The sequence below is a fragment of the Microcella putealis genome (assembly GCF_004216575.1).
GTDB lineage: Bacteria > Actinomycetota > Actinomycetes > Actinomycetales > Microbacteriaceae > Microcella > Microcella putealis.
In genome coordinates this window covers 59,324-84,659 of the sequence record NZ_SGWW01000002.1, presented here as the reverse complement: position 1 = coordinate 84,659, position 25,336 = coordinate 59,324, and the positions used below count along the sequence as shown (strand labels likewise).

Genomic DNA, 25,336 nt, shown 5'->3' with positions numbered 1-25,336 from the left:
GGGGCGCGGGCTACGCCTCGACGACGCCGGCGATCAAGGGGCCGCCCGTGACGACCTCGTCGCCGGCGACACCGATGCGGTAGCCGCCCTCGAGTGCCTCCAGCGCACGGTCGAAGCGTGCCGCCTCGTTCGTGTGCATCGTGAACAGCGGCTGGCCCTTCGTGACGACGTCGCCGGGCTTCGCGTGCAGGTCGATGCCCGCGGCGTGGTCGACCGGGTCTTGCTTGCGAGCGCGGCCGGCGCCCAAACGCCACGCGGCGATGCCGAAGGGCAGCGCCTGCTGCTCGACGAGCACGCCGTCGCGGTCAGCCGTGACAACGTGCTGCTCGCGGGCGACGGGAAGCGCCGCACCGGGGTCGCCGCCCTGGGCCGCGATCATGGCGCGCCAGGTATCCATCGCTTGACCGTTCGCCAGCGCGCCCTCAACGTCGGCGTCGGTGATGCCAGCGAGCGCGAGCATGTGGCGCGCGAGCGTCACCGTGAGCTCGACGATGTCGGCGGGGCCGCCACCGGCGAGCACCTCGACCGACTCGCGCACCTCGTTCGCATTGCCGATCGCGAGCCCCAGCGGCACGTTCATGTTCGTGAGCACCGCGCGCGTGGCGACACCGGCATCCTCACCGAGGCGCACCATGACCTTCGCGAGCTCGCGCGACATCTCGATGTCTTTCAAGAACGCGCCCGAACCGAACTTCACGTCGAGCACGAGAGCGGCGGTGCCCTCAGCAATCTTCTTCGACATGATCGACGACGCGATCAGCGGAATGCACTCGACGGTGCCCGTCGTGTCGCGCAGGGCGTAGAGCTTGCCGTCAGCCGGTGCAAGACCCGAACCGGCCGCGCAGACGACGGCACCAGCGCCCTCGAGCTGGGCCATCATGTCGTCGACCGAGACGTTGGCGCGCCAACCGGGGATCGACTCGAGCTTGTCGAGGGTGCCGCCCGTGTGCCCGAGGCCGCGCCCCGAGAGCTGCGGCACGGCAACACCGAACGAGGCCACCAGCGGCGCGAGCGGCAAGGTGATCTTGTCGCCCACACCCCCGGTCGAGTGCTTGTCGGTGGTCTTTTTCGACAGGCCCGAGAAATCGAGACGGGTACCCGAGGCAACCATCGCGAGCGTCATGTCGCGCACCTCTTCGCGCTCCATGCCGTTCAGGAAAATCGCCATCGCCATGGCCGACATCTGCTCGTCGGCGATGTAGCCGCGCGTGTACGCGTCGACCATCCAGTTGACCTGCTCGGTCGTCAGCGCGCCATGATCGCGCTTCGTGCGGATCAGGTCGACGACGTCGAAGGGTTCGATGCTCACGCGTGGTACTCCTCAAGGGTTCGGGGGCCGAAGGCGTCGGGCAGCACCTCGTCGATGGTGCGAATGCCCGAGACGGTCTCGAGCAGCATGCCCTCGGCCGAGTGTTCGTACAGCAGCTGCCGGCAGCGCCCGCAGGGCATGAGCGCCCCGCCGTTGCCGTCAACGCAGGTGAAGGCGACGAGCTTGCCGCCGCCGGTCATGGCGAGCGCTGACACCAGGGTGCACTCGGCGCACAGCGTGAGCCCGTACGAGGCGTTTTCGACGTTGCAACCCGAGATGACGCGACCGTCGTCGACGATCGCCGCCACCCCGACCGGAAACTTCGAGTACGGAACGTACGCCTTACGCATCGCGTCCATCGCGACGGAACGCAGCGCATCCCAATCGATCTCTGCGGGAATCATGGCGACCTTTCGGATGCTCGCGATCGTCAGGATGTTATGTACGGTTTGCCCGTTGCCGCGGGTGGCCGCGAGGCACCGACGAGGCCGGCGACCGCGAAGATCGTCACCACGTACGGCAGCATGAGCATGAACTCGCTCGGCACGGGCGACCCCACGATCGACAGCGTCGACTGCAGGTTCGTCGCGAAGCCGAACAGCAGGGCCGCGAGCGTCGCGCGAATCGGGTCCCAGCGACCGAAGATGACGGCGGCGAGAGCGATGTAGCCGGCTCCGTTCGTCATTTCCTTCTGGAAGGAGCCGACCGCGGCGAGGGAGAAGAACGCTCCGCCGCCTCCGACGATGGCGCCAGCAAGCAGCACGTTCCAGAAGCGGGTCGCGCGCACCTTGATGCCGACCGTGTCGGCGGCGGTTGGGTGCTCACCGACGGCGCGTATGCGCAGACCCCAGCGGGTCTTGAACAGCGCGAACCACACGGCGGCCACCGCGATGTACATGAGGTACACGATGATCGACTGCTGGAACAGGATCGGCCCGAGAATCGGGATGTCGGCGAGCAGTGGGATCGAGATGCGCGGCAGGCGGGCAGGCGAGTTGAACGTCGCCGAGTCGGCCGTCATCAGCGTCGAGAACAGGAAGCTCGTCAGGCCGATCACCAGCACGTTGAGCACGACGCCGACGATGATCTGGTCGACGAGGTACTTGATCGAGAACGACGCGAGGATGGTCGACACCAGGGCACCGGCGAGGACCGCGCCGGCGAGCCCCGCGAAAGGGTTGCCGGTGATGCTCGCCACGAGCGCCGCAACAAAGGCGCCCGACAGCAGTTGCCCCTCGATGGCGATGTTCACCACGCCAACGCGTTCGCTGATCACGCCGCCGAGCGAGCCGAAGATGAGCGGCGTCGCAACGGTGAGCGAGCCAGCCAGGAGCCCGATCATGGGAAGGGTCGACCCGGCTGCTGCCCACGTGAGGAACGCGACGAGAAACACAATCGCGAACACCGTCGTGACCCACAGCGGGATGCGCCGGGCTTCGCGGGCTCGCAGGAACGCGTACACCGTGATGGTTGCCATGATGGCCGTCGCGATGATGCCAGTGGCAAATGCCGGGAGCACAAGCTCGGGCAATTGAATGGCGTCGTTGGGGTTGCTGAGCCGGAACGTCGTCGGAGCGTCGCGCGCGAGCCCGATGAAGAGGATCGCTGCGGCCACGACGAATACCGTGAAGGCGATCGGCGCCTTCCAGCTGCGCACGGCCAGGGAGCCCGCCACCTGCGCCCCGGGGGCCGGAGCAGTTCGGACGTCGATCACTTGGTCACCTCCGCCTTGCGGGCGAGCTGGGGCTTGCGCCAGTGGAACAGCGGGTCAGGAGTCGGCAGGCGGAACAGCGCCCGCACGAGGGGCGGGGCCGCGATGAACAGCACGATGAACGACTGCACCACGAGCACGATATCGACGGGGATTCCTTCGGCGGCCTGCATCGTGACGGCGCCGGCCTTCAGCGCACCAAAGAGGATGCCGGCGAAGAAAACACCGATCGGCTTCGAGCGGCCGAGGAGCGCGACCGTGATCGCGTCGAAGCCGATACCCGCGTCAAGCCCGGCGGCGATACCGCCGGTGAAGTTGCCGAGCGCTTGCTGCACGCCGGCGAGACCGACGAGTGCACCGGCGATCACCATCACGGTGATGTACGTGCGCTCGACATTGATGCCGGCCACGCGGGCGGCGTGCGGGTTTTCGCCGACGGCGCGGAATTGGAAGCCCATGGCCGATCGGTTCAGCAGGTACCAGACGTAGATCGTCGCGACGATCACGAGGATGAAGCCGATGTTCAGGTTGTATTCCTCACCGGCGATCTTCGGGAAGACGGCGGTCTCGAGCATCGGGCCCGAGCGCGGGTTCGACTGGCCGGGCGCCTGCAGGGCGCCGGGGGTGCGCAGCAGGAACGAGATCAGGTAGAACGCGATGTAGTTCAACATGATCGTCACGATGACTTCGTGCGCGCCGGTGCGCGCCTTGAGCAGGCCGACGAGGCCACCCCACAGGGCGCCGCCGATCAGACCGACCACGAGGGCGACGATGAGGTGGATCACCGGGGGCATCGGCACATAGGCGCCGACGTAGCCGGCTGCCGCGGCGGCGATGAGGATCTGGCCACGACCACCGATGTTGAACAGGCCGACCCGAAAGGCGAGCGCGACACCGAGGCCGGCCGCGATCAGCGGAGTGGCGTTCGTGAGCGACTCGGTCAGGGGCCGGATGGCGGCACCGAACTCGTCTGCGCGAAGGTAGTTGAACACCGAGCCGCGGAAGAGGGCCGCGTAGGCGCCGCCCACCGCCTCGGCGATGGCGACGAAGGTGTCGCCGGGGCGCGAGAAGAAGTAGGCGCTCGTCTGCTGCACGACCGGGTCGGTCAGCACGATCAGGAGGCCGCCGAAGATGAGGGCCAGGATGATCGCGAGGAACGAGATCATGGCGGAGCCACCGAAGATCTCTTTCAGGATCTGGTTCTGCCGCGGGGGTGCGGGAGTTTCGGGTGCGGCGGCAGCGCCTGCCGTCGTCTGGTCGGTGCTGGTCACGCCGCCACCTCCGAGGGGGTCTCTCCGGCCATCATGAGTCCGAGTACGTCGCGGGGCGTGTCGCCCGGGACGATGCCGATGATGCGGCCGCGATACATCACGGCGATGCGATCGGCGAGTGCGGTCACCTCGTCGAGCTCAGTCGAGACGACGATGACGGGCACGCCCGCGTCGCGGGTGGCGACGATGCGCTTGTGTACGAATTCGATCGACCCCACGTCGAGGCCGCGCGTGGGCTGGGCCGCGATGAAGAGGCGCAGCTCGCGGCTGAGTTCGCGAGCGAGCACGACCTTCTGCTGGTTACCGCCCGACAGGCGACCGACCTTCGTCGCGATGCCCTGGGCGCGCACGTCAAACTCGGTGACCTTCTCGGCGGCGAAGCGCGCGAGAGCGTCGAGCTGCAGCGTGCCCGCCTTAACGAAGGGCTCACTGGTGTAGCGGTCGAGCATGAGGTTTTCGGCGATCGTGAACTCACCGACGAGGCCGTCTTCGGTGCGGTCTTCGGGAACAAAGCCGACACCCGAATCGAGCACGCCGCGCGTCGACTGGCCCACCAGTTCGGTGCCGTCGAGCACGATCGAGCCGAGCACGCGGTGCTGCAGGCCCATGATTGCCTCGGTGAGCTCGGTCTGGCCGTTGCCCTGCACACCCGCAACGCAGAGAATCTCGCCGCGCTTCAGGGTGAACGACACGTTGTCGACCAGCACCTGGCCGACGTGGTCGGTCACCGTCAACTCAGAGACGACGAGCGCGTCGTCACCGGGGGCAGCATCGGCCTTGTCAACCGTGAGCGAGACGGCGCGACCCACCATGAGCGAGGCGAGCTCGGCGTTCGTGGCGCTCGGTTCAGCCTCGCCGACGACCTTGCCGAGGCGGATGACGGTGATGCGGTCGGCGACCTCGCGCACCTCGCGCAGCTTGTGCGTGATGAAGACGATGGCGGTGCCCTCGTCTTTCAGCTGACGCATGATGTCCATCAGCTCGTCGGTCTCTTGCGGGGTGAGCACCGCGGTCGGCTCGTCGAAGACGAGTACCTTCGCGTCGCGCGACAGAGCCTTGATGATCTCGACCCGCTGCTGCACGCCAACGGGGAGGTCTTCGATCTTCGCGTCGGGGTCGATGTCGAAGCCGAAGCGTGCGCTGATCTCGCGCACCTTGGTGCGCGCGGCCTCGAGGTCGAGCACGCCACCGGCCTTCGTGTTTTCGTTGCCGAGCATGACGTTCTCGGCGACGGTGAAGACGGGAATGAGCATGAAGTGCTGGTGCACCATGCCGATGCCGGCGTTCATGGCGTCGCCCGGACCCTCGAACTTCTGCACCTGGTCGTCGAGCAAGATCTCGCCCTCATCGGCCCGGTACAGGCCGTAGAGCACGTTCATCAGGGTCGACTTGCCGGCGCCGTTTTCGCCGAGGAGACAGTGAATCTCGCCGGGTTGGACGACGAGGTCGATGTGGTCATTCGCCGTGAGCGCACCAAAGCGCTTGGTAATGCCACGAAGCTCGAGCTTCATGTCAGGCCTTCCTGCGCCGCCGGGGTCGCGGCGCTGCTTCCGAGAATCACTGTAGTGCGGGGCTGTGGCCAGAATCTGAGCACAGATGCGCTCATCTGAGCAAACCCGGGATGCTCTCAGCGAGCCCGCCGGACGAGCTGCGAAAACGCGGAGGGGGAGGCCGACTTCCGTCGACCTCCCCCTCATTCAGCGGGATGCTGTGTGGTCGTTACTGACCGGGCGTTGCCGGCGACTCGACGACGAGCTCGCCCGAGATGATCTGCGCGATCAGCTCGTCGATCTGCGCCTGCAGCTCGGGGTCAACCGAGGCCTCGTAGTCGTGGAACGGGGCAAGGCCCACGCCGTTGTTCTCGAGGTTGCCGACGTACAGGCTGTTGTCGAAGTTGCCCTCGGCGGCCTGCGTGACGACGTCGTAGACCGCGGCGTCGATGTTCTTCAGCACCGAGGTGAGCACCAGGTCGCCGAGGTCGGGGTCGGAGACGAAGATGTCCTTGTCAACGCCGATCAGGGTGATGTCGGCGTTTGCCGCGCGGATCGCCTCAGCAGCGCTGAAGTAGATCGGGCCACCGACGGGCATGATCACGTCAGCACCCTGGTCGATCAGGTTCTGCGCGGCGGTGAGCGCCTCGGTTCCGGGGGCGAAGCCACCGGTGAAGGCACCGTCCTGAGCGTCGAAGTCCCAGCCGAGAACCTGAACGTCATCGCCGTTCTGCTCGTTGAAGTACTCGACGCCCTGCACGAAGCCGTCCATGAAGATGGTGACGGGCGGGATCGGGATACCACCGAAGGTGCCGACGATGCCGGTCTCGGTGTAGCTCGCGGCGGCGTAGCCAGCGAGGAACGCACCCTGAACCGTGTCGAACAGCAGCGGCTTGACGTTGTCACCCTCGACGAGGTCGTCGATGATCGCGAAGTTGACGTCGGGGTTCGCGGCCGATGCGGTCGCGGTCGCCTCGTTGAGGAGGAAGCCGACGGTGACGATCAGGTTGCAGCCCTGGTCGACGAGCGCCTGCACGTTCGGGCCGTACGCGTTCTCGTCAGCCGACTCGACCGGCACGAACTCGACGCCGAGGTCGTTCGCAGCCGACTCGATGCCCTCGTAGGCAGCCTGGTTGAACGAGCGGTCGTCCCAGCCACCGGCGTCGGAAACGATGCAGGGCAGGAAGTCGAGCGCGGGCTCTTCAGTGGCGCCGGGCTCGGGAGCCGTCGTCGGCTCTTCCTCGGGGGCGGCGGCACAGCCGGCGAGAACGAGCGCGCTCGCGCCGATCAGGGCGAGTCCGGCAAAGCCGGACTTGCGGAAAGCGATGGTCACAATGTCCTCCAGAAAAGGGGTTCCCGCGCGGGGAGCGCGGGTGAATTGGCTCCACGTTAGCGGCACGATGGCCGCTCAGACCCCGGTCTTTCGTCCCGGAGACCGAAGCGTTACGAATCCGGAACGCGACCGGAATTCCGCGGAAATCCGGGCCTGTGTGCGGTGAGCGAGCATCTGTTGCTCAAATGAGCATCCGGTGCTCAGACGAGAACGATCGGTGCACCGGATGCGCGCCCCGATTTACAGGAGGTCGTTGCGGCCCGCCTGCTTGATCGCGTCGACGACCGCCTTCACGCGCTGAGCGTTTTCGCGCGTCGTGACGAGCAGTGCATCCGGCGTATCGACGACGACGATGTCGGTGACGCCGATCAGCGAGATGAGGCGCTGCGACTGCGACACCACCACCCCGCTCGATGAGTCGGCGAGCACGCGCGCACCCTCTCCCAGGATGGCGAGGTCGCCCACGCGGCCGCCCGACAGCAGTTTTGCGAGCGACGAGAAGTCGCCCACGTCATCCCACGGGAAGTCGCCGCGCACCACCGCGAGGCGACCCCGCTCGGCCGCGGGCTCAGCCACCGAGTAGTCGATGGCGATCTTCTCGAGCAGTGGCCAGGTGGCGTCGACGACGTCGTCGCGGTCGGGGGTGTCCCACGCCTCAGCGATGCGAATGAGGCCGTGGTGCAGGGCCGGCCGGGTTTCCGCCAGCTGGGCCAGCAGCACATCGGCGCGCGCGATGAACATGCCGGCGTTCCAGAAGTACTCACCCGAGGAGACGTAGGCCGACGCGGTGGCGAGATCGGGTTTCTCGACGAAGCAGTCGACGAGCTGGGCGTGGGGTGCCCCCTCGACGGCGAGCGCCGCCCCCGACTTGATGTAGCCGAACCCGGTCGCCGGCTCGGTGGGGGCGATGCCGATCGTCGTGATGTACCCGGCGTTCGCGACGGCGACCGCCTCGGACACGATGCGGCGGAATGCCGGCGCATCCCCAATGACGTGGTCGGCGGCGAACGAGCCGACGATGACGTCGGGGTCGCGGCGGTGCAGGATCGCCGCGGCGAGCCCGATCGCGGCCGACGAGTCTTTGGGCTCGCTCTCGAGCACGATGTTGGCCTCGGTCAGTTCGGGCAGCTGCTCAATGACCGCCACGCGGTGGGCCCGGCCCGTCACGACCATGATGTTGTCGGCACCACTCAGGGGCTGCAGCCGGTTCCAGGTGTCGCGCAGCAGCGTGTGGCCGCTGCCCGTGAGGTCGTGCAAGAACTTCGGCGCCTCCGCCCGCGAGAGGGGCCAGAGGCGAGACCCGACACCGCCCGCCGGGATGATCGCGTGGAAGTGCGGCAGCGTCTCGTCGGGCGCGGTCATGTCCGTCACCCTACCGCCCGCCCGTGGCCATCCGGGGTTCACGCGATGGCCACGCGACGTCCGTACCGTCGGCAGCAGCCACGGGAGGGATGGAGCACGGCCATGCGCGTCGCGATCGTCACCGAAAGTTTTCTGCCCACCGTCAACGGCGTCACCACCTCGGTGGCCCGCGTGCTTGAGCATCTTGAGCGCCGCGGACACGAGGCCCTCGTCATCGCCCCGGCGTGCGGGGCGCCGCGCACCTTCGCCGGAGCCCCCGTCATCGAGGTGCCGAGCGCGCCGTATCGGGCCTTCCCCGTCGGATTGCCGACCCCCACCGTGCAGCGCGCGCTCGCCGACTTCGGCCCCAACGTGCTGCACGCGGCCAGCCCCTTCCTCTTGGGGGCAAGCGCGATCGGCGCCGCGCACCGGCTGGGCGTTCCGAGCGTCGCCGTGTTTCAGACCGACCTCGCCGGATACGCGCGACGCAACCGGCTCGCCGCCGCCAGTCGCTTCGCCTGGAAGGTCGTCGCCTGGGCGCACGAGAAGGCCGACCTCACGCTCGCCCCGTCCTCCGTCGCGCTCGCCGATCTGGAGCGCGCCGGCATCGCCCGACTCGACCGCTGGGGCCGCGGGGTCGACCTCGACGGCTACCACCCACGCAACCGCACCCGCCCGACGGCGTGCGCACTGCGCGAGCGGCTCGCCCCAGCCGGTGAGCTGCTCGTCGGCTACGTCGGCCGCCTCGCCCCCGAGAAACACGTCGAACGACTGCGCGTGCTCGCGGGGCTGCGCGGCGTGCGGGTCGTGGTTGTCGGCGACGGGCCCAGCATGGGCTCGGTGCGCCGCGAACTCTCTGGGCTCGACGCGGTGTTCCTCGGCCAGCTGACCGGGGAGGCGCTGGCCGACGCCTACGCCGCACTCGACGTCTTCGTCCACACCGGCACGGAAGAGACCTTCGGCCAGACCATTCAGGAAGCGCAGGCCTCGGGCCTGCCCGTCGTCGCGCCCCGCGCGGGTGGGCCGATCGACCTGATCGACGACGGCGTGACGGGGTTGTTGACCGAGCCCGAGCATCCGGAATCGATTCGGGATGCGGTGGGCGCTCTGATCGCGGATCCCACCGCCCGCGCGCGCATCGGCGAGGCGGGGCGCCGCGCGGTGCTCGGCCGCACCTGGGAGTCGCTCGGAGACCAGCTGATCGCCCACTACGAGCGCACGGTCGCCCGCGTTGCGGAGCGGCGCGAGGCGCCCTCGCTGGCCGCGCCGCGCTAAGGGGCAACGCGCACGGCGCTACGGCTGAGCACTCAGAAAAGTACGCCTACACTGAACACACAATCGGCGGCCACCAGTCGAGAACAGCAATCACCGGAGCCGGCGCTTCGCGCGTCGACCATTCCGCCCCTGAGGAGGGTTTCTCGTGCCAGCGAAGGTAACGGGAGCTGAGGGCACAGCTGCCTCAGCAACCACGTCCGTACCCGAACCCCGCCGATCGGTCTTATCGACCGGCACCCTGTACCGCGGCCGCGAGGGCATGTGGTCGTGGGTCCTGCACCGCATCACCGGTGTGGCGATCTACTTCTTCCTGCTCGTGCACATTCTCGACACGGCGCTCATTCGCGTCAGCCCCGAGGCCTACAACGCGGTGATGGAGTCGTACAAGAACCCCGTCATGGGCATCGGCGAGCTGTTCCTCGTCGGCGCCGTCGGCTTCCACGCCCTGAACGGTCTGCGCATCATCCTGGTCGACTTCTGGAAGGTCGGCACGCGCCACCACCGGACGATGTTCTGGGGCGTCCTCGGTGTGTGGGCCGTGCTGATGATCGGCTTCACCCCCCGCCACCTGATGAACGTGTTCGGAGGCTGACCATGACTGCAACCATCGACGCACCCCGCAGCCCGTACGCGCAGACGAAGCGCGGCGTCAACTGGGAGAAGTGGGGCTGGATCTACATGCGGGCCTCGGGCATCATGCTCGTCGTCCTCATCTTCGGCCACCTGTTCGTGAACCTCATGACGGGCACGGGCATCAGCCAGATCGATTTCGGCTTTGTCGCCGGAAAGCTCGCCGACCCGTTCTGGCAGATCTGGGACACGCTGATGCTGTGGCTCGCCCTCATCCACGGCGCCAACGGCATGCGCACCCTCGTGAACGACTACGTGTCGCGCCCCGGCACCCGCCGCCTCCTGCACGGTGCACTCGCCGCCTCGACGGTCGTGCTGCTCGTGCTCGGCACCCTCGTCATCTACACCTTCGACCCCTGCCCGGCCGGCGCTGATCCGTCGTTGGTCGCATCCTTCTGTGAGGGCCTGTAAACCATGAGCATCACTGACACGGCTCCGGCGACGCCGGAGGTCTCTACGCACCACCATCAGTTCGACGTCGTCATCGTGGGCGCCGGTGGCGCCGGCATGCGCGCCGCCATCGAGGCGGGCCCGAACGCGAAGACCGCCGTCATCTCGAAGCTCTACCCCACGCGCTCGCACACCGGTGCGGCTCAGGGCGGCATGGCCGCGGCGCTCGCCAATGTCGAGGAAGACAGCTGGGAGTGGCACACCTTTGACACCGTCAAGGGTGGCGACTACCTCGTCGACCAGGACGCGGCCGAGATCCTCGCCAAAGAGGCGATTGACGCGATCATCGACCTCGAGAACATGGGCCTGCCCTTCAACCGCACGCCCGACGGCAAGATCGACCAGCGCCGCTTCGGTGGGCACACCCGCGACCACGGCAAGGCGCCCGTGCGCCGCGCCTGCTACGCGGCCGACCGCACGGGTCACATGATCCTGCAGACGCTGTTCCAGAACTGCGTGAAGCTGGGCATCGAGTTCTACAACGAGTACTACGTGCTCGACCTCGTGATGAGCGAGGTGAACGGTGAGCGCGTCGCCTCGGGCGTCGTCGCCTACGAGCTCGCGACCGGCGACCTGCACGTCTTCCACGCGAAGAGCGTCGTGTTCGCCACCGGTGGCTTCGGCAAGATCTACAAGACCACCTCCAACGCCCACACCCTCACCGGTGACGGCGTCGGCATCATCTGGCGCAAGGGCATTCCGCTCGAGGACATGGAGTTCTTCCAGTTCCACCCGACCGGGCTCGCCGGCCTCGGCATCCTCCTCACGGAGGGTGCGCGCGGTGAGGGCGCGATCCTGCGCAACGCCTCGGGTGAGCGCTTCATGGAGCGCTACGCCCCGACCATCAAAGACCTGGCGCCGCGCGACATCATCTCGCGCTGCATGGTGCAGGAGGTTGCGGAAGGTCGCGGCGCCGGCCCGAACAAGGACTACGTGCTGCTCGACTGCACGCACCTCGGTGCCGAGGTGCTCGAGACGAAGCTGCCCGACATCACCGAGTTCGCCCGCACCTACCTCGGCGTCGACCCCGTGCACGAGCCGGTGCCCGTGATGCCGACGGCGCACTACGCAATGGGCGGTATCCCGACCAACATCAAGGCCGAGGTGCTCAGTGACAACGACACGGTCGTGAAGGGCCTTTACGCCGCGGGCGAGTGCGCCTGCGTGTCGGTGCACGGCTCGAACCGTCTCGGCACCAACTCGCTGCTCGACATCAACGTGTTCGGCAAGCGTGCCGGCCGCTACGCGGTCGAGTACGCGAACGGTGCCGAGTTCGCCCCGCTGCCGGAGGACCCGGCGAAGGAGGTGCGCGAGCTCGTCGAGCGCCTGCGCGGTGCGAACGGTGCCGAGCGCCTCGCAACCCTGCGCAAGACGCTGCAGGAAGAGATGGACAAGAACGCCCAGGTCTTCCGCACGGAAGAGAGCCTCGCGAGCGTCACGCAGACGATCCAGGAGCTGCGCGAGCGGTACCAGAACATCGGTATTCAGGATCGCGGCAAGCGCTTCAACACCGACCTCCTCGAGGCGATCGAGCTGGGCTTCCTGCTCGACATCGCTGAGGTCGTCGTCTACTCGGCCCGCAACCGCAAGGAAAGCCGGGGCGGCCACATGCGCGACGACTTCCCCGACCGCAACGACGCCGACTACATGCAGCACACGATGGCGTACCTCACGGGCGACGCCCACTCTGCCGACGCAAGCGACCACATCCGCATGGACTGGAAGCCCGTCACGATCACGCACTACCAGCCCATGGAGAGGAAGTACTGATGGCGACTGCCGAAGCCGAAGCCCCCGCACAGGAGGTCGGCGCCGTTCAGGCCTTCACCGTCACGCTCATCGTTCGTCGGTTTGACCCCGAGAAGGATGCCGAGCCGTACTGGGAGGACTTCGACGTCGAGATGTACTCGACCGACCGCGTGCTCGATGCCCTGCACAAAATCAAGTGGGATCAGGACGGCACGCTGTCGTTCCGCCGCTCGTGCGCGCACGGCATCTGCGGCTCGGACGCCATGCGCATCAACGGCCGCAACCGCCTCGCCTGCAAGACCCTCATCAAAGACCTCGACGTGACGAAGCCGATCTACGTCGAGGCCATCAAGGGTCTGCCGCTCGAGAAGGACCTCATCGTCGACATGGAGCCCTTCTTCGAGTCGTACCGTGCGGTGCAGCCGTTCCTGATCGCGAGCGACAAGCCCGAGAAGGAGCGGATCCAGACGATCGAGGACCGGGCGCGATTCGATGACACGACCAAGTGCATCCTGTGCGCCGCGTGCACCTCGTCGTGCCCCGTGTTCTGGACCGACGGGCAGTACTTCGGCCCGGCCGCGATCGTGAACGCGCACCGCTTCATCTTCGACAGCCGCGACGAGGCCGCCCAGGTGCGCCTCGACATCCTCAACGACAAGGAAGGCGTGTGGCGCTGCCGCACCACCTTCAACTGCTCGGAGGCGTGCCCCCGCGGCATCGAGGTGACGAAGGCGATCGCCGAGGTCAAGCAGGCGATCCTCACCGGTCGCCCGTAACGCGCGACCCGCGGCACCGCCGCTGCGCGTACAGACGAAACGGGTCCCGAGATCTTTCGGGGCCCGTTTCGCTGTGTCAGGGTGAGATTCATGGATGCGCGCCCCGCCCCCGACAAGGCGGCGCGCGTTCTCGAGGCCCTCGCCGACATCGGCGCGGCCTCGACCCTCGACGACTGGGCAAGGCGCGCCTGCCGGCACCTGCTCGACATAGTGCCCGGGGTGAGCAGCACCTACACCGAGGTCAACACGGCGACGGGGCGCGCGGCGGCCGTCGTGCACCCCGACCCGGGGCTCGCCTGGTTCGCGCAGTGGCGGCCGTTCTTCGGCGAGCACGCGCACGAGAACCCGATCGTTGCGCACATCGAGGCGACGGGCGACGGCTCGGTGGCCACCTGGCTCGACCGCGACCCCGAGCGACGCTTCGAGCGCACCGCGCTCTATCGAGGGTTTTACGTGCCGAACGGTATCCGCTCGCAGATCGGTTTCGCGCTCGCGACCGAGCCGGGCGAGTTCGTCGGCTTCGCGGTCAACCGCGACGGTGGCCACTTCGCGGTCGGCGAGCGAACGACCCTCACGCTGCTGCGCCTGCACCTGCTGAACCTGTACCGGCTGGTCGCCGCGCGCGAGGCCGGGGTCAGCGGGCTGAGTGACGCGCGCGCCGGCGCTCTCGGGCTCACCGCTCGCCAGACCGACGTCGTGCGCCTCGTCGTCGCCGGGCGCACCAACGACCAGATCGCCGCCGAGCTCGGCATTTCGGCGGGCACGGTGCGCAAGCACCTCGAGGCCGTGTTCGGAATGCTCGGGGTCGCCTCGCGCGCCGCCCTCGTCGCGCGCGCCCTCGGCACCGACGCGGCACGCCTGCGCTAGGGCGCGCCGGTCGAGACGGCGGGGCGCGGGCTCAGGGCCCGGGCAACTCGGCGATGCCGGTGTCGAGCACGGTGCCGTCGGCATCGAACGCTGCGAGGTAGACGGTCGCGGCTGACGTCAGCGCGAAACCCGGGCCCTCGCGGCCCGCGACCCCTCCCCCGAGCACGACGGCCGCGTCGGTGCCGCTCCACGCCCAGGTCGGACCGTCGGCCTGGACGACGGTGACGCGGTAGAGCGCGGCGCCGGCGACCTCGTCCCAGGACAGCTCGGGGCGCGCACCCTCCGCGGTGGTGATCTCGATGGCGCCGTCGAACGCGGCGCCCAGGGCATTGGCGGGCGCGGCCCCTGAGGCGCCGGGCGACGGGGGCGGGTCGGCGGGGGCGGCCGGCGCCGAGCATCCGGACAGCGCCGAGAACGCGAGCGCCGCCAGCGCGAGCGCAGCGGCGATGCGACCGGCCCGCTGAGCGCGGGTGGGGCGCGCGCGGTCTACCGCGCTCACAGCTCCTCCGCCAGTTGGTCGGCGAGCGCCAGATCGCCGAGCGCAGCGGCCGCCATGATGAGGGGAAACAGGATGCTCGCGTCGCCGTCGGCGCCGACCGCCGCCTCCGCGACCAGCGCGGCCAGGGCATCCGCGAACTCGGCGTCGGCGCTCACGAGCCCGCCGCGCACCGCCGCCTCGACGAGGTCGGCGATGACGCTCGCCTCGAGCGGCTCGCCCGAGGCGGCGATGCTGTCGCGGATGGCGTCGATGAGCGCCGTCAGCCCGCCCGAGATGCCGAGCCCATACTCGCCGAGGTTCGGGCAGCCGGGCAGGGTGAGCCCGCTGATCAGCAGCTCGGCCTCAAACACCTGGCTGCGCAGCACGTCGACCGCCTCGAGCGCCGACAGGCGCCCCTCACGCACGGCGGCGGTGGTCTCGGCCAGCGTGTCGAGCGAGCGCCGCAGGCTCTGCACGAGTTCGCCCGGGTCTGCTCCGGCGATCGCGCGGGAGATTGCGAGGAAGCGGGCCTCGGCCACCGCCTGCTCCGAGAATCCCGGGGAGGCAGCCGCGACGGCGGCGAGACCCGCCACGACGCCGCGCCACTCCCCCTCGACCACGCCGCACGTGCGGCTCTGCGCGATGAGGGGTAGCGCGTCGTCGAGAGGAACGTCGATGGGGGGCGGGGGAAACGGCAGCGCCTGCCCGTCGATGAGCACGTTCGACCACTGCGCCTGAGCGTTCGCGCGCGCGATCGTGACCTGGCCGCCGCTCGCGCGGGCCTCGCCGTCGACCGTGATCGTCAGGTCGGCCGAGCCGGTGATGCCGCCCGCCGAGATGCCGCTGCCGGAGAGCGTGTACAGGTAGGCGACGAAGGCGGGCTCGGCGCCCTCGCCCACCGTGATGTCGAAGGTGCCGGTGAGCTCACCCGTCGCCTCGGCCGAGGTGACGTCGCCGCCCGAGCCGCTGGCGGCACGACCCCCCTCGAGGATCACCGTGTAGTCGCCGTCGGGCCAGGCGAGGCCCGAATCGGGCGGCGCGGTTGCGCTGCCGGCGACGAGCGCGGTCAGCACCGCAACCGCAGGCGCGGCGGCGACCGCCCCGAGAGCGCGAGCGGGCGTCGAGGACATGTGTCGAGCATCCGCGTGGCGACGGAGACGCGCCATACGCCGTTCGACCCGGTCGCGCCACGCCTGAATCGCGCCCGAGAATCGGCAGCGGCGGCGGGCGGGTGCGCCCGCCCGCTCGCTAGGGTGGCGGGATGCGCGCCGAGCCCGACGAGACCCGCACTGACCGCGACGGCAGCGACAGCAGCGAGAACAGCGACAGCGAGCAGACCGGCATCAAGGCGAAGGTCATGCCGATCGTGTCGAAGGTGCAGTCGTCGCGGGCCGTGCGCTCGCTCCAGCGATTCACCGCAACATCGGGGCCGATCCTCGCGTCGGGCCTCGCCTACCAGCTGCTGTTTGCCGCGTTCGCGGGCATCTGGGTGGGCTTCGCGATCTTCGGCTCGATCGTGTCGGGCAACATTGGGCTGCGCGCGAGCATCATCACCACGCTCGATCAGACGATTCCTGGGCTCATCGACGACGGCAACGGCGGCGGCGCGATTGACCCGCAGATTCTGCTGGATGCGCGCATTCTGGGGCTCGCCGGGGTCATCGCGCTTGTCGGCCTGCTCGTCACGGCGCTCGGTTTCTTGAACTCGGCGCGCAGCGCGACGCGCCAACTGTTCGACCTGCCGCCCGCCCCCGAGAACTTCGTGCTCGCGCGGCTGCGCGACCTCGGGCTAGCCGTCGGATTCGGCGTGCTCATCGTCGTCTCGGCCGTGCTCAGCGTCGTGGGCACCCAGGCGACCGAGTTCTTGCTCGAACTCATCGGTATCGACGACTCGACGCTCGCCCGCGTCGCCGGCCGCATCGTCACCCTCGCGGTGATGTTCGCGCTCGACGCGGTCGCGCTGGCAGCCCTGTTCCGCATCCTGAGCGAGGTGCGCATCCCGTGGCGGCACCTGCGACAGGGCGTCGTCATCGGCGCCGTCGGGCTGGGCCTGCTGAAGGTCGGAGGTTCGCTGCTGCTCGGCGGCGCATCGTCGAACCCGCTGCTCGCGTCGTTCGCCGTGATTCTGGGTCTCTTGATCTGGTTTAACTTCGTGTGCCAGGTGATCCTCATCACCGGCGCGTGGATCGCCACCAGCGTGAAAGACGAGGGCGTCATCCTCGACGACGCCGTGTTCGAGGCGCGGCTCGAGGCGGCGCGCGCGCTCGTCCGCGAGCACGGCATGGGCGACAGCGACGAGGATGCTCCCCGCGGCTTCTTCGCGCGCCTAAAGCGCCGCTTCGCCCGCCGCGCGTAAGGGCGCTGTCTCGGATGCACGGCTCGGCGAAAGCTGTCAGTGGCCGCTTCTAGGATGGCCCGTATGCCCCGCATCAGAGTCGCCAGCGTCAACGTCAACGGTGTTCGCGCCGCCTACCGGAAGGGCATGGGCGACTGGCTCGAGGCCGCCGACGTCGACGTACTGGCGCTCCAAGAGGTGCGGGCTGAGACGAGCGACCTCGTGCCGCTGCTCGGCGAAAGCTGGCACGTGCTGCACGACGCCGCGACCGCGAAGGGCCGCGCCGGCGTCGCCATCGCCACTCGCGAGCCGGTCGACGTGCACCGCATCGAGCTGGGCCCGCCCGATTTCGACTCCGCGGGCCGCTGGCTCGAGGCCGACGTCGTCGTGGGCGACGTGACGCTCACCGTGGTGAGCTGCTACGTGCACTCCGGCGAGGCCGACACCCCCAAGCAGGAGGAGAAGTGGCGGTTTCTCACCGCCATGGAAGAGCGCCTGCCGCAGCTGGCTGCGCACGCCGAGTACGCCGTCGTGGTGGGCGACCTCAACGTGGGCCACCGCGAGCTCGACATCAAGAACTGGCGCGGCAACCGCAAGCGGGCGGGCTTCCTGCCGCGCGAGCGCTCGTACTTCGACCGATTCCTGGCACCCGCGGGCGAGCCCGTCGAGTGTGTCGACGGCACCACCGGTACCGGGCTCGGCTGGGTCGACGTCGGGCGGCAGTTCGCCGGCGAAGTCGAAGGGCCCTACACCTGGTGGTCAAACCGCGGCCAGGCGTTCGACAACGACACCGGCTGGCGCATCGACTACCACCTGGCGACGCCCGCGCTCGCCTCCACGGTCAGCGCGTACCGCGTCGACCGGGCCCCCTCGTACGACACGCGGTGGAGCGACCACGCCCCCGTCGTCGTCGACTACCAGCTGTAAGCGCGTCAACCGGCACCGAACATCCCTGGAACAATTGAGACCATGAGTCGTCCCCGCCTGTTTTCTGGCATGCAGCCGTCCGCGTCGAGCCTGCACCTCGGCAACTACGCCGGGGCTCTGCTGCAGTGGCGCGAGATGCAGACGACCCACGACGCCGTGTTCTGCGTCGTCGACCTGCACGCGATCACCGTGCCGCAAGACCCCGCAGAGCTGCGCGAGCGCACGCGCCGCACCGCCGCGCAGTACATCGCCGCCGGCATCGACCCCGAGCACTCGACGCTGTTCGTGCAGTCGCACGTGCGCGCGCACGCTGAGCTCGCCTGGGTGCTCAACACCATCACGGGCTTCGGCGAGGCGTCGCGTATGACGCAGTTCAAAGACAAGTCGGCTCGTTCAGGCACCGACGCAGCCTCGGTCGGGCTCTTCACGTACCCGATCCTGCAGGCAGCCGACATTCTGCTGTACGACGCGGCCGTCGTGCCCGTCGGCGAAGACCAGCGGCAGCACATCGAGTTGACCCGCGACCTCGCGGCGCGCTTCAACTCGCGCTTCGGTGACACGCTCGTCGTGCCCGAGGTGCGCATCCTGAAAGAGACGGCGAAGATCTACGACCTGCAGAACCCGGGGTCGAAGATGTCGAAGTCGGGCGAGAGCCCCGCTGGCATTCTCTGGATGCTCGACGACGACAAAGCGCTGACGAAGAAGATCAAGTCGGCCGTCACCGACTCTGACGGAGTCGTGCGCTACGACCCCGAGTTGAAGCCCGGGGTGTCGAACCTCCTGTCGATCCTCGCGATTTTGTCGGGGCGCCCGGTCGCCGAGGTCGAAACCGACTTCGACGGGCTGCAGTACGGGGCCCTCAAAGGTGCCGTGGCTGAGGCCGTGGTCGAAGAGTTCCGGCCGATCCGCGCGCGCACGCTCGAACTGCTCGACGACCCCGCCGAGCTCGACCGACTGCTCGCGATCAACGCCGGGCGCGCGGAAGAGATCGCCGACGCGACGCTGCGTCGCGTGTACGACGCGGTCGGCTTCCTTCCGCGCGGCTAGGGGCGCGATCGTGCAACCGGTCACGCTGACGACGGAGCGATTTGTGCTCTCGACGCCCAGAGCATCCGACGTTGATGCGGTGTTTGCGGCGTGCACCGACCCCGAACTGCAACGCTTCGTTCCCGTACCCGTGCCATATGAGCGCGAGCACGCGGAAGGCTTCGTGCTCGGCATGGTGCCGGCCTGGTGGCGGGATGACGTCGAGTACGTCTTCGGCATTCGCGAGACGGCGGATGCGCCGCTCATCGGCGTGGTCAGCTGGCAGCGCGCCGCCGGTTTCGTCGGCTACTGGCTGGATGCCGCCCACCGCGGGCGGGGCGTCATGACGGAGGCCCTCCGGGCGCTCGTCGACTGGGTATTCAGGCACGACGTCGACGAGCTCCGGTGGGAGGCGTCGGCCGGAAACGTGGGCTCAGCGGTCGTCGCGCAGCGGGTGGGATTCCGCTGGGGTGGTGTCGCGCCCATCTCGGCCGTTCGCCCCGGCGAAGAGCCCACCGGGTGGCACGCGGTGCTGCGGCGGGCCGACCTCGGGACGGTGCAGCCGCGCGAGGCATGGCCTGTGTTGAGCGGCGCGTGAGCATGGAGCCGGGCATGGGCCCGGGCATTTCGGTCGTGCTATTCGACCTCGACGACACGCTGATGGCGCACAGTGCGGCCGTCGACCACGCCATCGATCGGGCGCAGCGCGGCGCCGGGGCCCTGGCGGCATCCGGTGCGGCGGGCGCTGACGCGGGCGGCTTCGTCGCGTTCGCGGCCGACGATCCCGGCTCGGTGCGCGCCCGGTGGCGCGAGCTTGAAGAGCGTCACTACGCGCGGTACCTGAGCGGCGAGCTCGACTTCCTCGGGCAGCGCATCTGGCGGGCGCGCGAAGTGCTCGCCCCGTACGGGGTCACCCTCGACGACGAGGCGGCGCTGCGCTGGTTCGCCGAATATGTGCGCGGCTACGAGGAGGGCTGGGCCCTCTACGACGACGCGCTGCCCGCACTCGACACCATTGAGCGCGCCGTTCCCGGCGTGCGGTTCGGCATCATTACGAACGGCGACCTCACCATCCAGGCCGGCAAACTGCACCGCATCGCCCTGTGGGACCGCCTCGAGCTCACACCGGTGCGCGCCGACGGCTCCGTCGATGAGCCCGCGCGGTCAGGGCGCCTCATCACCTCGGCCGAGCTCGGCGTCGCGAAGCCCGACCCAGCCATCTTTGCGGCAGCGGCGAGCGCGTTTGGGGTGAGCGCGGCGTCCTGCCTGTACGTCGGCGATCGGCTGACGACCGACGCGGTCGGGGGTGCCGCCGCCGGCATGCGTGGGGTCTGGCTCGCCCGCCCCGACCGCAACCTGACGGCGGCGGCCGCCGACGCCCGGGATGCGCGCGTTGCCCGCGCGCTCGACGCCGATGCGGTCAATGCCGCGGCGAACAGGCCCGATGCGGTCAACGGTGAGGCGATAAGGGTCGGCGCAGTCGGCGTAAATGCGGTCAGCGCTGAGGCCGACGCGCACGCGGCGACCGCAACGCTGCCGGGTGCTGCGGCGCCAAGTGGTGACACCGTGCCCGCGGGTGTAACCCGCATCGCCTCGCTCGCCGAGCTGCCCGCCCTGCTGGCCTAAAGCACCACCTGACACATGTGTGGGCCCCATGGGAGCCAGTTTGGTCACCAGGCGGCGAATTGATGTGGCTCCCGTCCATGAAACGGCCTCCAACTGAATGGCTAGTAGCCCGGCGCAGGGCGAGGCGGGGCGGGCGCGGTGGGGCGGGCGCGGTGGGGTCAGCAGCGGCGGGGCGGACAGGGCGGGGCGGACAGGGCGGGGCGCGCAGTCGTCGTGTGCACGGCAGTCCCCGCACACCCCGCGCACGCAAGCGGGCGGGAAGCCGAAGCTTCCCGCCCGCCGTGCCCCGCCGCTACCACCACAGCGGGGCGATGTGACGTGCCAGCGTCACGCGTGACGACTAGTTGACGTCGTCGTCGACCCAGTCGAACGTCTTCGTCACGGCCTTCTTCCAGTTGCGCAGCTGACGCTCGCGCTCGGAGTCGTCCATGTTGGGCGTCCAGCGCGAGTCCTCCTGCCAGTTCTGGCGCAGCTCGTCAAGCGAGCTCCAGACCCCGGTGGCGAGACCCGCGGCGTAGGCCGCACCGAGCGCGGTGGTCTCGGCGACGACGGGACGCACGACGGGCACACCGAGGATGTCGGCCTGGAACTGCATGAGCGTGTTGTTCGCGATCATGCCGCCGTCGACCTTCAGCTCGGTCAGGTCGACGCCCGAGTCGGCGTTGACCGCGTCGAGCACCTCGCGGGTCTGGAAGGCTGTCGCCTCAAGGGCCGCGCGAGCGATGTGCCCCTTGTTCACATAGCGGGTGAGGCCCACGAGGGCACCACGCGCATCCGACCGCCAGTAGGGCGCGAACAGACCCGAGAACGCCGGCACGAAGTAGGCGCCACCGTTGTCGTCGACCGTCTTCGCCAGCTCTTCGACCTCGGGGGCCGAGCTGATGATGCCGAGGTTGTCGCGCAACCACTGGATCAGCGAGCCCGTGACCGCGATCGACCCCTCGAGCGCGTAGTGCGGCTTGTCGTCGCCCAGCTTGTAGCCGAGGGTCGTGAGCAGGCCGTTCTTCGAGTGCACGATCTCTTCGCCGGTGTTGAAGATCAGGAAGTTACCGGTGCCGTAGGTGTTCTTCGACTCGCCGGTGTCGAACGCCGCCTGGCCGAAGGTGGCCGCCTGCTGGTCGCCGAGGATGCCCGCGACGGGAACCTCGCGCAACAGCGACGACGAGTGCACGTGGCCGTAGACCTCGCTCGACGAGCGAATCTCGGGCAGCATCGACGCCGGCACGTTGAACGCCTCGAGGATCGAGTGGTCCCACTGCAGGGTCTCGAGGTCCATGAACAGCGTGCGCGAGGCGTTCGTCACGTCGGTCGCGTGCACGCCGCCGTCGGTGCCGCCGGTCAGGTTCCAGAGCACCCAGGTGTCGGTGGTGCCGAACATGAGGTCGCCGGCATCGGCCTTCTCGCGCGCGCCCTCGACGTTCTCGAGGATCCACACGATCTTGGTGCCCGAGAAGTAGGTCGCGAGCGGCAGACCCACGGTCTTCTTGAAACGCTCGACGCCGCCGTCGGCCGCGAGGCGGTCGACGATCGACTGGGTGCGGGTGTCTTGCCACACGATGGCGTTGTAGACGGGCTCGCCCGTGTTGCGGTCCCACACGACCGCGGTCTCGCGCTGGTTGGTGATGCCGACCGCCGCAATCTCGTGGCGGGTTAGGTTCGCCTTCGAGAGCGCCGAACCGATGACCTCTCGGGTGTTGTTCCAGATCTGCTTCGGGTCGTGTTCGACCCAGCCCGCCTTCGGGAAGATCTGTTCGTGCTCCATCTGCCCGGTCGAGACGATCGAGCCTTTCTTGTCGAAGATGATGGCGCGGGTCGACGTGGTGCCCTGGTCAATTGCGAGGACGTAGTCAGCCATAGTTCTTTCACTCCTTTGTTGAGAATGGCGATGCTGGTGAGAATGGCGATGCGGTGGCCGCCGTCGTGACGGCCGTCGGGGGGTCGGGCGCGCATCCCCCTGGTGGCCGGATGCGCGCCCCGCGAATTACAGAACGGGAAGCAGCGCCGTCGCGGCGACACCCGCCAGGGCGCCACCGATGAGCGGGCCGACGATCGGCACCCACGAGTACGACCAGTCGCTCGAGCCCTTGCCCTTGATGGGAAGCAGCGCGTGCGCGATGCGGGGGCCGAGGTCACGGGCCGGGTTGATGGCGTACCCGGTGGGGCCACCGAGCGAGGCACCGATACCGACAACGAGCAGGGCGACAGGCAGCGCGCCCAGCGCGGCGAGGCCGGCCGGTTCGGCGCGACCGAAGCCGATCACGACGAAGACGAGCACGAACGTGCCGAGGATCTCGGTGATCGTGTTCCAGCCGTAGCTGCGGATCGCGGGGCCGGTCGAAAAGACCGCGAGCTTCGTGCCAGCGTCGGTCTCGGCGTCGAAGTGCTTCTTGTAGCCGAGGAACACGAGGATCGCGCCGATGAACGCACCGAGCAGCTGCGCACCCATGTACAGCAGGATCGAGCCGATGCCCACGGGCACGCCCGGGGCGAACTCATCAAGCCCACTGGTGAACAGGCCGATGGTGACGGCGGGGTTCAGGTGGGCACCGGACGCGTAGGCGACCGTCACACCGGCGAAGACCGCGAGGCCCCAGCCGAAGTTGATCAGCAGCCAGCCGCCGCCAAAGCCCTTGTTCTTGGCGAGGATGACGTTCGCGACGACACCACCACCGAGAAGGATAAGCATCGCCGTACCGACGACTTCTGACACGAATACTGTTGTGAGATTGTCCACGTTGACCTGTCCTCATCGTGTGTTGGGGGTGAACCCTTCGGCCGGGGAGACCGAGGGGGATGCCCGTCAGCGCTAGCTGTGGGGGCGACCCGCTGCGGCAACGGCGCCGCCTCGGGAGATCGGGGGATGCGCGCGATGTTCCCCGCGCATCCGTTCGCGACGCGCGGTCATCGCGCTCCTGCCGCCTCGGCGCTCGTCTCAACGCCGTGCACGTCGGCGAGGTACGCCGCCGCCTGATCGATGTGCGCCTCGCGCTCGTCGGCGCTCCAGCCGAGAACGTCGGCGGCGATGTCGGCGAGTTCGGCGAGCACGCTTCCGGTGACCGCACCGACGAACGCCATCGAGGTGCGGCGCAGCACGATGTCGGTCAGCCGCACCACCTGCTCGGTCGAGATGAGGTGGGCGATCTCGGCGCGCGTGTACTCGGGTGCCGACACGAGCGGGGTGTCGTCGCCCGCGGCGAAGCTGGCGATCATCGCCTCGGCGCTCGTGCCGTAGCGGTCGAGCAGGGTGGCGGCGCGCTCTCGGCCGATCGCCTTACCGTGGGTTGCCAGCCACGCGTCACGCTCGGAGTCGGTGGTCGGGTAGCCGACGGCACCGCCAATCAGACGCCCGTCGGTCGAGACCACGCGGTCGACGCCGAGGATGTCGAGCACCTGGTTGCTGAGCTGCTCGCCGAGCGCACGGAAGGTGGTCCACTTGCCGCCGACGAGGCTGAGCACGGGAGTGCCGTGCAGTTCGCCCTGTTCGACGCGGTAGTCGCGTGAGATCTGGCCGGTGGAGTCGGCGTCTTGGCGCGGCAGCGGACGCACTCCCGAGAAGCGGAAGACAATCTGCGAGCGGTCGACCGCGATCGTCGGGAACACGTGGTTCACCAGCTCGAAGAAGTAGTCGACCTCTTCCTCGGTGCAGCGGATCGGCTCGTTCATGTCGTGCGGCAGGTCGGTGGTGCCGAGCAGCACGCGCCCCTTCAGCGGGTAGATGAGCACGATGCGGCCGTCGGTGAACTCGAAGAAGATCTCGCGGCCGTTGCACGCCTCGTACAGCTCGGGGTGGTCGAGCACGACGTGCGAGCCCTTCGTGCCGCCCATGTAGCTCGAGTCGTTGCCGAGTGCCTTGTTGGTGAGGTCGGTCCAGGGGCCCGAGGCGTTGACCACGAGGGTGGCGGTGAGGTCGAATTCGTCGCCCGTGGTGACGTCGCGCAGCCGTACGCCGTTTTCGGTCATGTCGACCGCTTCGACGTAGTTGGCGGCCCGGGCGTTGTCGCCGGCGGCGAGGCCGTCGTTCAGCACGTCGAGGGCGAGACGCTCGGGGTCATGCATCGAGGCGTCGTAGTAGGTGGCCGTGTACTTCACGTCGTCGCGCAGCTTCGGCAGCAGCTCTTTCGACGCCTTCGCCCCGCGGAACTGGTGGCGCGGCACGCGCCCCCCATCACGCGAGAAGGTGTCATACATCGTGAGGCCGGCCTTGATGAGCACCGCCCCGCGCTCTTTCTTGGCGCCGCCCTTAAAGCCGATGAAGCGGAAGGGCGCCGACAGGATGCTCGAGAAGGTCGAGAAGATCGGGATCGTTGTGGGAAGCGGGCGCACGTAGTGCGGCGCGAGCCGCAAGAGCGCATTGCGCTCGTGAACCGACTCTTGAACAAGTCGGAACTCGCCGTTCTCGAGGTAGCGAATGCCGCCGTGGATCATGTGCGACGAGGCGGCGGAGGCCCCCGAGACGTAGTCGTCTCGCTCGACGAGCACGACGTTGATGCCCTGCAGGGCGAGGTCGCGGAAGGTGGCAATGCCGTTGATCCCCCCACCGATGATGAGTACGTCGGCGGTCGGGCGCTCGCGAAGAGCGGCGACGGCGGAGCGGGGGGCTGACGTCGGTGTCGGCATGCGGATCGACCTCGAATCTGCGGGTTGGGGGCGGTGTGCCTTGCGTCAATGGTCACCACGCCGCAGACTCGACGGCAAACGAAGTGCACGAATGTGCAACTGGGAGGTAGCTGAGTGAACTCCAC

The 25,336-nt window shown here is 68.7% G+C and carries 23 protein-coding genes; 11 read left to right on the top strand and 12 right to left on the bottom strand.

Annotation, left to right across the window (positions count from 1 at the left end):
* Nucleotides 1–10: 10 nt before the first annotated feature.
* The 7 genes from EV141_RS05330 to EV141_RS05300 all read right to left on the bottom strand — a co-directional run bounded on the left by EV141_RS05330 (nt 11) and on the right by EV141_RS05300 (nt 8,476).
* The gene (locus tag EV141_RS05330; protein WP_130484946.1) at nt 11–1,309 is read right to left on the bottom strand and encodes a thymidine phosphorylase; all 1,299 of its coding nucleotides are present in this window, start codon (nt 1,307–1,309) and stop codon (nt 11–13) included.
* Entirely contained in the window at nt 1,306–1,713 is a 408-nt protein-coding gene (locus tag EV141_RS05325; protein WP_130484945.1) for a cytidine deaminase, read from the bottom strand. Before EV141_RS05325 ends, EV141_RS05330 begins: the two co-directional genes overlap by 4 nt.
* Nucleotides 1,714–1,739: 26 nt before the next feature.
* A complete protein-coding gene (locus tag EV141_RS05320) occupies nt 1,740–3,020 on the bottom strand; it encodes an ABC transporter permease (RefSeq protein ID WP_241969156.1) in 1,281 nt (426 codons plus the stop codon).
* Nucleotides 3,020–4,291, bottom strand: a complete 1,272-nt coding sequence (locus tag EV141_RS05315) for an ABC transporter permease (protein ID WP_241969089.1) — start codon at nt 4,289–4,291, stop codon at nt 3,020–3,022. Before EV141_RS05315 ends, EV141_RS05320 begins: the two co-directional genes overlap by 1 nt.
* Nucleotides 4,288–5,802 (bottom strand): ABC transporter ATP-binding protein, encoded by a 1,515-nt coding sequence (locus EV141_RS05310; RefSeq protein WP_130484944.1) that lies wholly within the window; start codon nt 5,800–5,802, stop codon nt 4,288–4,290. The genes EV141_RS05315 and EV141_RS05310 overlap by 4 nt, the downstream gene beginning before the upstream one ends.
* Nucleotides 5,803–6,010: 208 nt before the next feature.
* Nucleotides 6,011–7,114 (bottom strand): BMP family lipoprotein, encoded by a 1,104-nt coding sequence (locus EV141_RS05305; protein WP_130484943.1) that lies wholly within the window; start codon nt 7,112–7,114, stop codon nt 6,011–6,013.
* A gap of 240 nt (nt 7,115–7,354) precedes the next feature.
* Complete coding sequence (locus EV141_RS05300) at nt 7,355–8,476, bottom strand: mannose-1-phosphate guanylyltransferase (RefSeq protein WP_130484942.1); 1,122 nt, start codon at nt 8,474–8,476, stop codon at nt 7,355–7,357.
* 102 nt (nt 8,477–8,578) lie between these two features.
* Here EV141_RS05300 and EV141_RS05295 point away from each other — a divergent pair, with 102 nt between their 5' ends.
* The 6 genes from EV141_RS05295 to EV141_RS05270 all read left to right on the top strand — a co-directional run bounded on the left by EV141_RS05295 (nt 8,579) and on the right by EV141_RS05270 (nt 14,202).
* The gene (locus EV141_RS05295) at nt 8,579–9,730 is read left to right on the top strand and encodes a glycosyltransferase family 4 protein (RefSeq protein WP_130484941.1); all 1,152 of its coding nucleotides are present in this window, start codon (nt 8,579–8,581) and stop codon (nt 9,728–9,730) included.
* A gap of 145 nt (nt 9,731–9,875) precedes the next feature.
* Nucleotides 9,876–10,322 carry a succinate dehydrogenase, cytochrome b556 subunit gene (gene sdhC / locus EV141_RS05290; protein WP_260437917.1) on the top strand — a complete coding sequence of 149 codons (447 nt, stop codon included), beginning with the start codon at nt 9,876–9,878 and terminating at the stop codon, nt 10,320–10,322.
* Between the two features lie 2 nt (nt 10,323–10,324).
* Entirely contained in the window at nt 10,325–10,771 is a 447-nt protein-coding gene (locus EV141_RS05285) for a succinate dehydrogenase hydrophobic membrane anchor subunit (RefSeq protein WP_130284497.1), read from the top strand.
* A gap of 3 nt (nt 10,772–10,774) precedes the next feature.
* Nucleotides 10,775–12,580 carry a succinate dehydrogenase flavoprotein subunit gene (sdhA, locus tag EV141_RS05280; RefSeq protein WP_130484940.1) on the top strand — a complete coding sequence of 602 codons (1,806 nt, stop codon included), beginning with the start codon at nt 10,775–10,777 and terminating at the stop codon, nt 12,578–12,580.
* Entirely contained in the window at nt 12,580–13,335 is a 756-nt protein-coding gene (locus tag EV141_RS05275; protein WP_130484939.1) for a succinate dehydrogenase iron-sulfur subunit, read from the top strand. The genes sdhA and EV141_RS05275 overlap by 1 nt, the downstream gene beginning before the upstream one ends.
* A gap of 90 nt (nt 13,336–13,425) precedes the next feature.
* Nucleotides 13,426–14,202, top strand: a complete 777-nt coding sequence (locus EV141_RS05270; RefSeq protein ID WP_130484938.1) for a helix-turn-helix transcriptional regulator — start codon at nt 13,426–13,428, stop codon at nt 14,200–14,202.
* 31 nt (nt 14,203–14,233) lie between these two features.
* On the opposite strand, the gene EV141_RS05265 is transcribed toward EV141_RS05270, so the two are convergent.
* Together EV141_RS05265 and EV141_RS05260 are read right to left on the bottom strand one after the other, a co-directional pair.
* The gene (locus EV141_RS05265) at nt 14,234–14,701 is read right to left on the bottom strand and encodes a hypothetical protein (RefSeq protein ID WP_130484937.1); all 468 of its coding nucleotides are present in this window, start codon (nt 14,699–14,701) and stop codon (nt 14,234–14,236) included.
* A complete protein-coding gene (locus tag EV141_RS05260) occupies nt 14,698–15,810 on the bottom strand; it encodes a hypothetical protein (RefSeq protein WP_130484936.1) in 1,113 nt (370 codons plus the stop codon). The genes EV141_RS05265 and EV141_RS05260 overlap by 4 nt, the downstream gene beginning before the upstream one ends.
* Nucleotides 15,811–15,941: 131 nt before the next feature.
* Here EV141_RS05260 and EV141_RS05255 point away from each other — a divergent pair, with 131 nt between their 5' ends.
* The 5 genes from EV141_RS05255 (at nt 15,942) to EV141_RS05235 (ending at nt 20,594) form a co-directional block, all read left to right on the top strand.
* Nucleotides 15,942–17,036 carry a YihY/virulence factor BrkB family protein gene (locus tag EV141_RS05255; protein WP_130484935.1) on the top strand — a complete coding sequence of 365 codons (1,095 nt, stop codon included), beginning with the start codon at nt 15,942–15,944 and terminating at the stop codon, nt 17,034–17,036.
* Between the two features lie 63 nt (nt 17,037–17,099).
* The gene (locus EV141_RS05250; protein ID WP_130484934.1) at nt 17,100–17,942 is read left to right on the top strand and encodes an exodeoxyribonuclease III; all 843 of its coding nucleotides are present in this window, start codon (nt 17,100–17,102) and stop codon (nt 17,940–17,942) included.
* A 42-nt stretch (nt 17,943–17,984) separates the two neighbouring features.
* A complete protein-coding gene (trpS, locus tag EV141_RS05245; protein WP_130484933.1) occupies nt 17,985–18,989 on the top strand; it encodes a tryptophan--tRNA ligase in 1,005 nt (334 codons plus the stop codon).
* Between the two features lie 10 nt (nt 18,990–18,999).
* The gene (locus EV141_RS05240) at nt 19,000–19,566 is read left to right on the top strand and encodes a GNAT family N-acetyltransferase (RefSeq protein ID WP_157985511.1); all 567 of its coding nucleotides are present in this window, start codon (nt 19,000–19,002) and stop codon (nt 19,564–19,566) included.
* A 2-nt stretch (nt 19,567–19,568) separates the two neighbouring features.
* The gene (locus tag EV141_RS05235) at nt 19,569–20,594 is read left to right on the top strand and encodes an HAD family hydrolase (protein WP_241969155.1); all 1,026 of its coding nucleotides are present in this window, start codon (nt 19,569–19,571) and stop codon (nt 20,592–20,594) included.
* 340 nt (nt 20,595–20,934) lie between these two features.
* On the opposite strand, the gene glpK is transcribed toward EV141_RS05235, so the two are convergent.
* The 3 genes from glpK to EV141_RS05220 all read right to left on the bottom strand — a co-directional run bounded on the left by glpK (nt 20,935) and on the right by EV141_RS05220 (nt 25,211).
* On the bottom strand, nt 20,935–22,449 hold the full coding sequence (glpK, locus tag EV141_RS05230; RefSeq protein ID WP_130484930.1) for a glycerol kinase GlpK: 1,515 nt from the start codon (nt 22,447–22,449) through the stop codon (nt 20,935–20,937).
* A gap of 126 nt (nt 22,450–22,575) precedes the next feature.
* Nucleotides 22,576–23,280: an MIP/aquaporin family protein gene (locus EV141_RS05225; RefSeq protein ID WP_241969154.1), complete on the bottom strand. Its 705-nt coding sequence runs from the start codon at nt 23,278–23,280 to the stop codon at nt 22,576–22,578.
* 215 nt (nt 23,281–23,495) lie between these two features.
* Entirely contained in the window at nt 23,496–25,211 is a 1,716-nt protein-coding gene (locus EV141_RS05220) for a glycerol-3-phosphate dehydrogenase/oxidase (RefSeq protein ID WP_130484928.1), read from the bottom strand.
* Nucleotides 25,212–25,336: the final 125 nt, after the last annotated feature.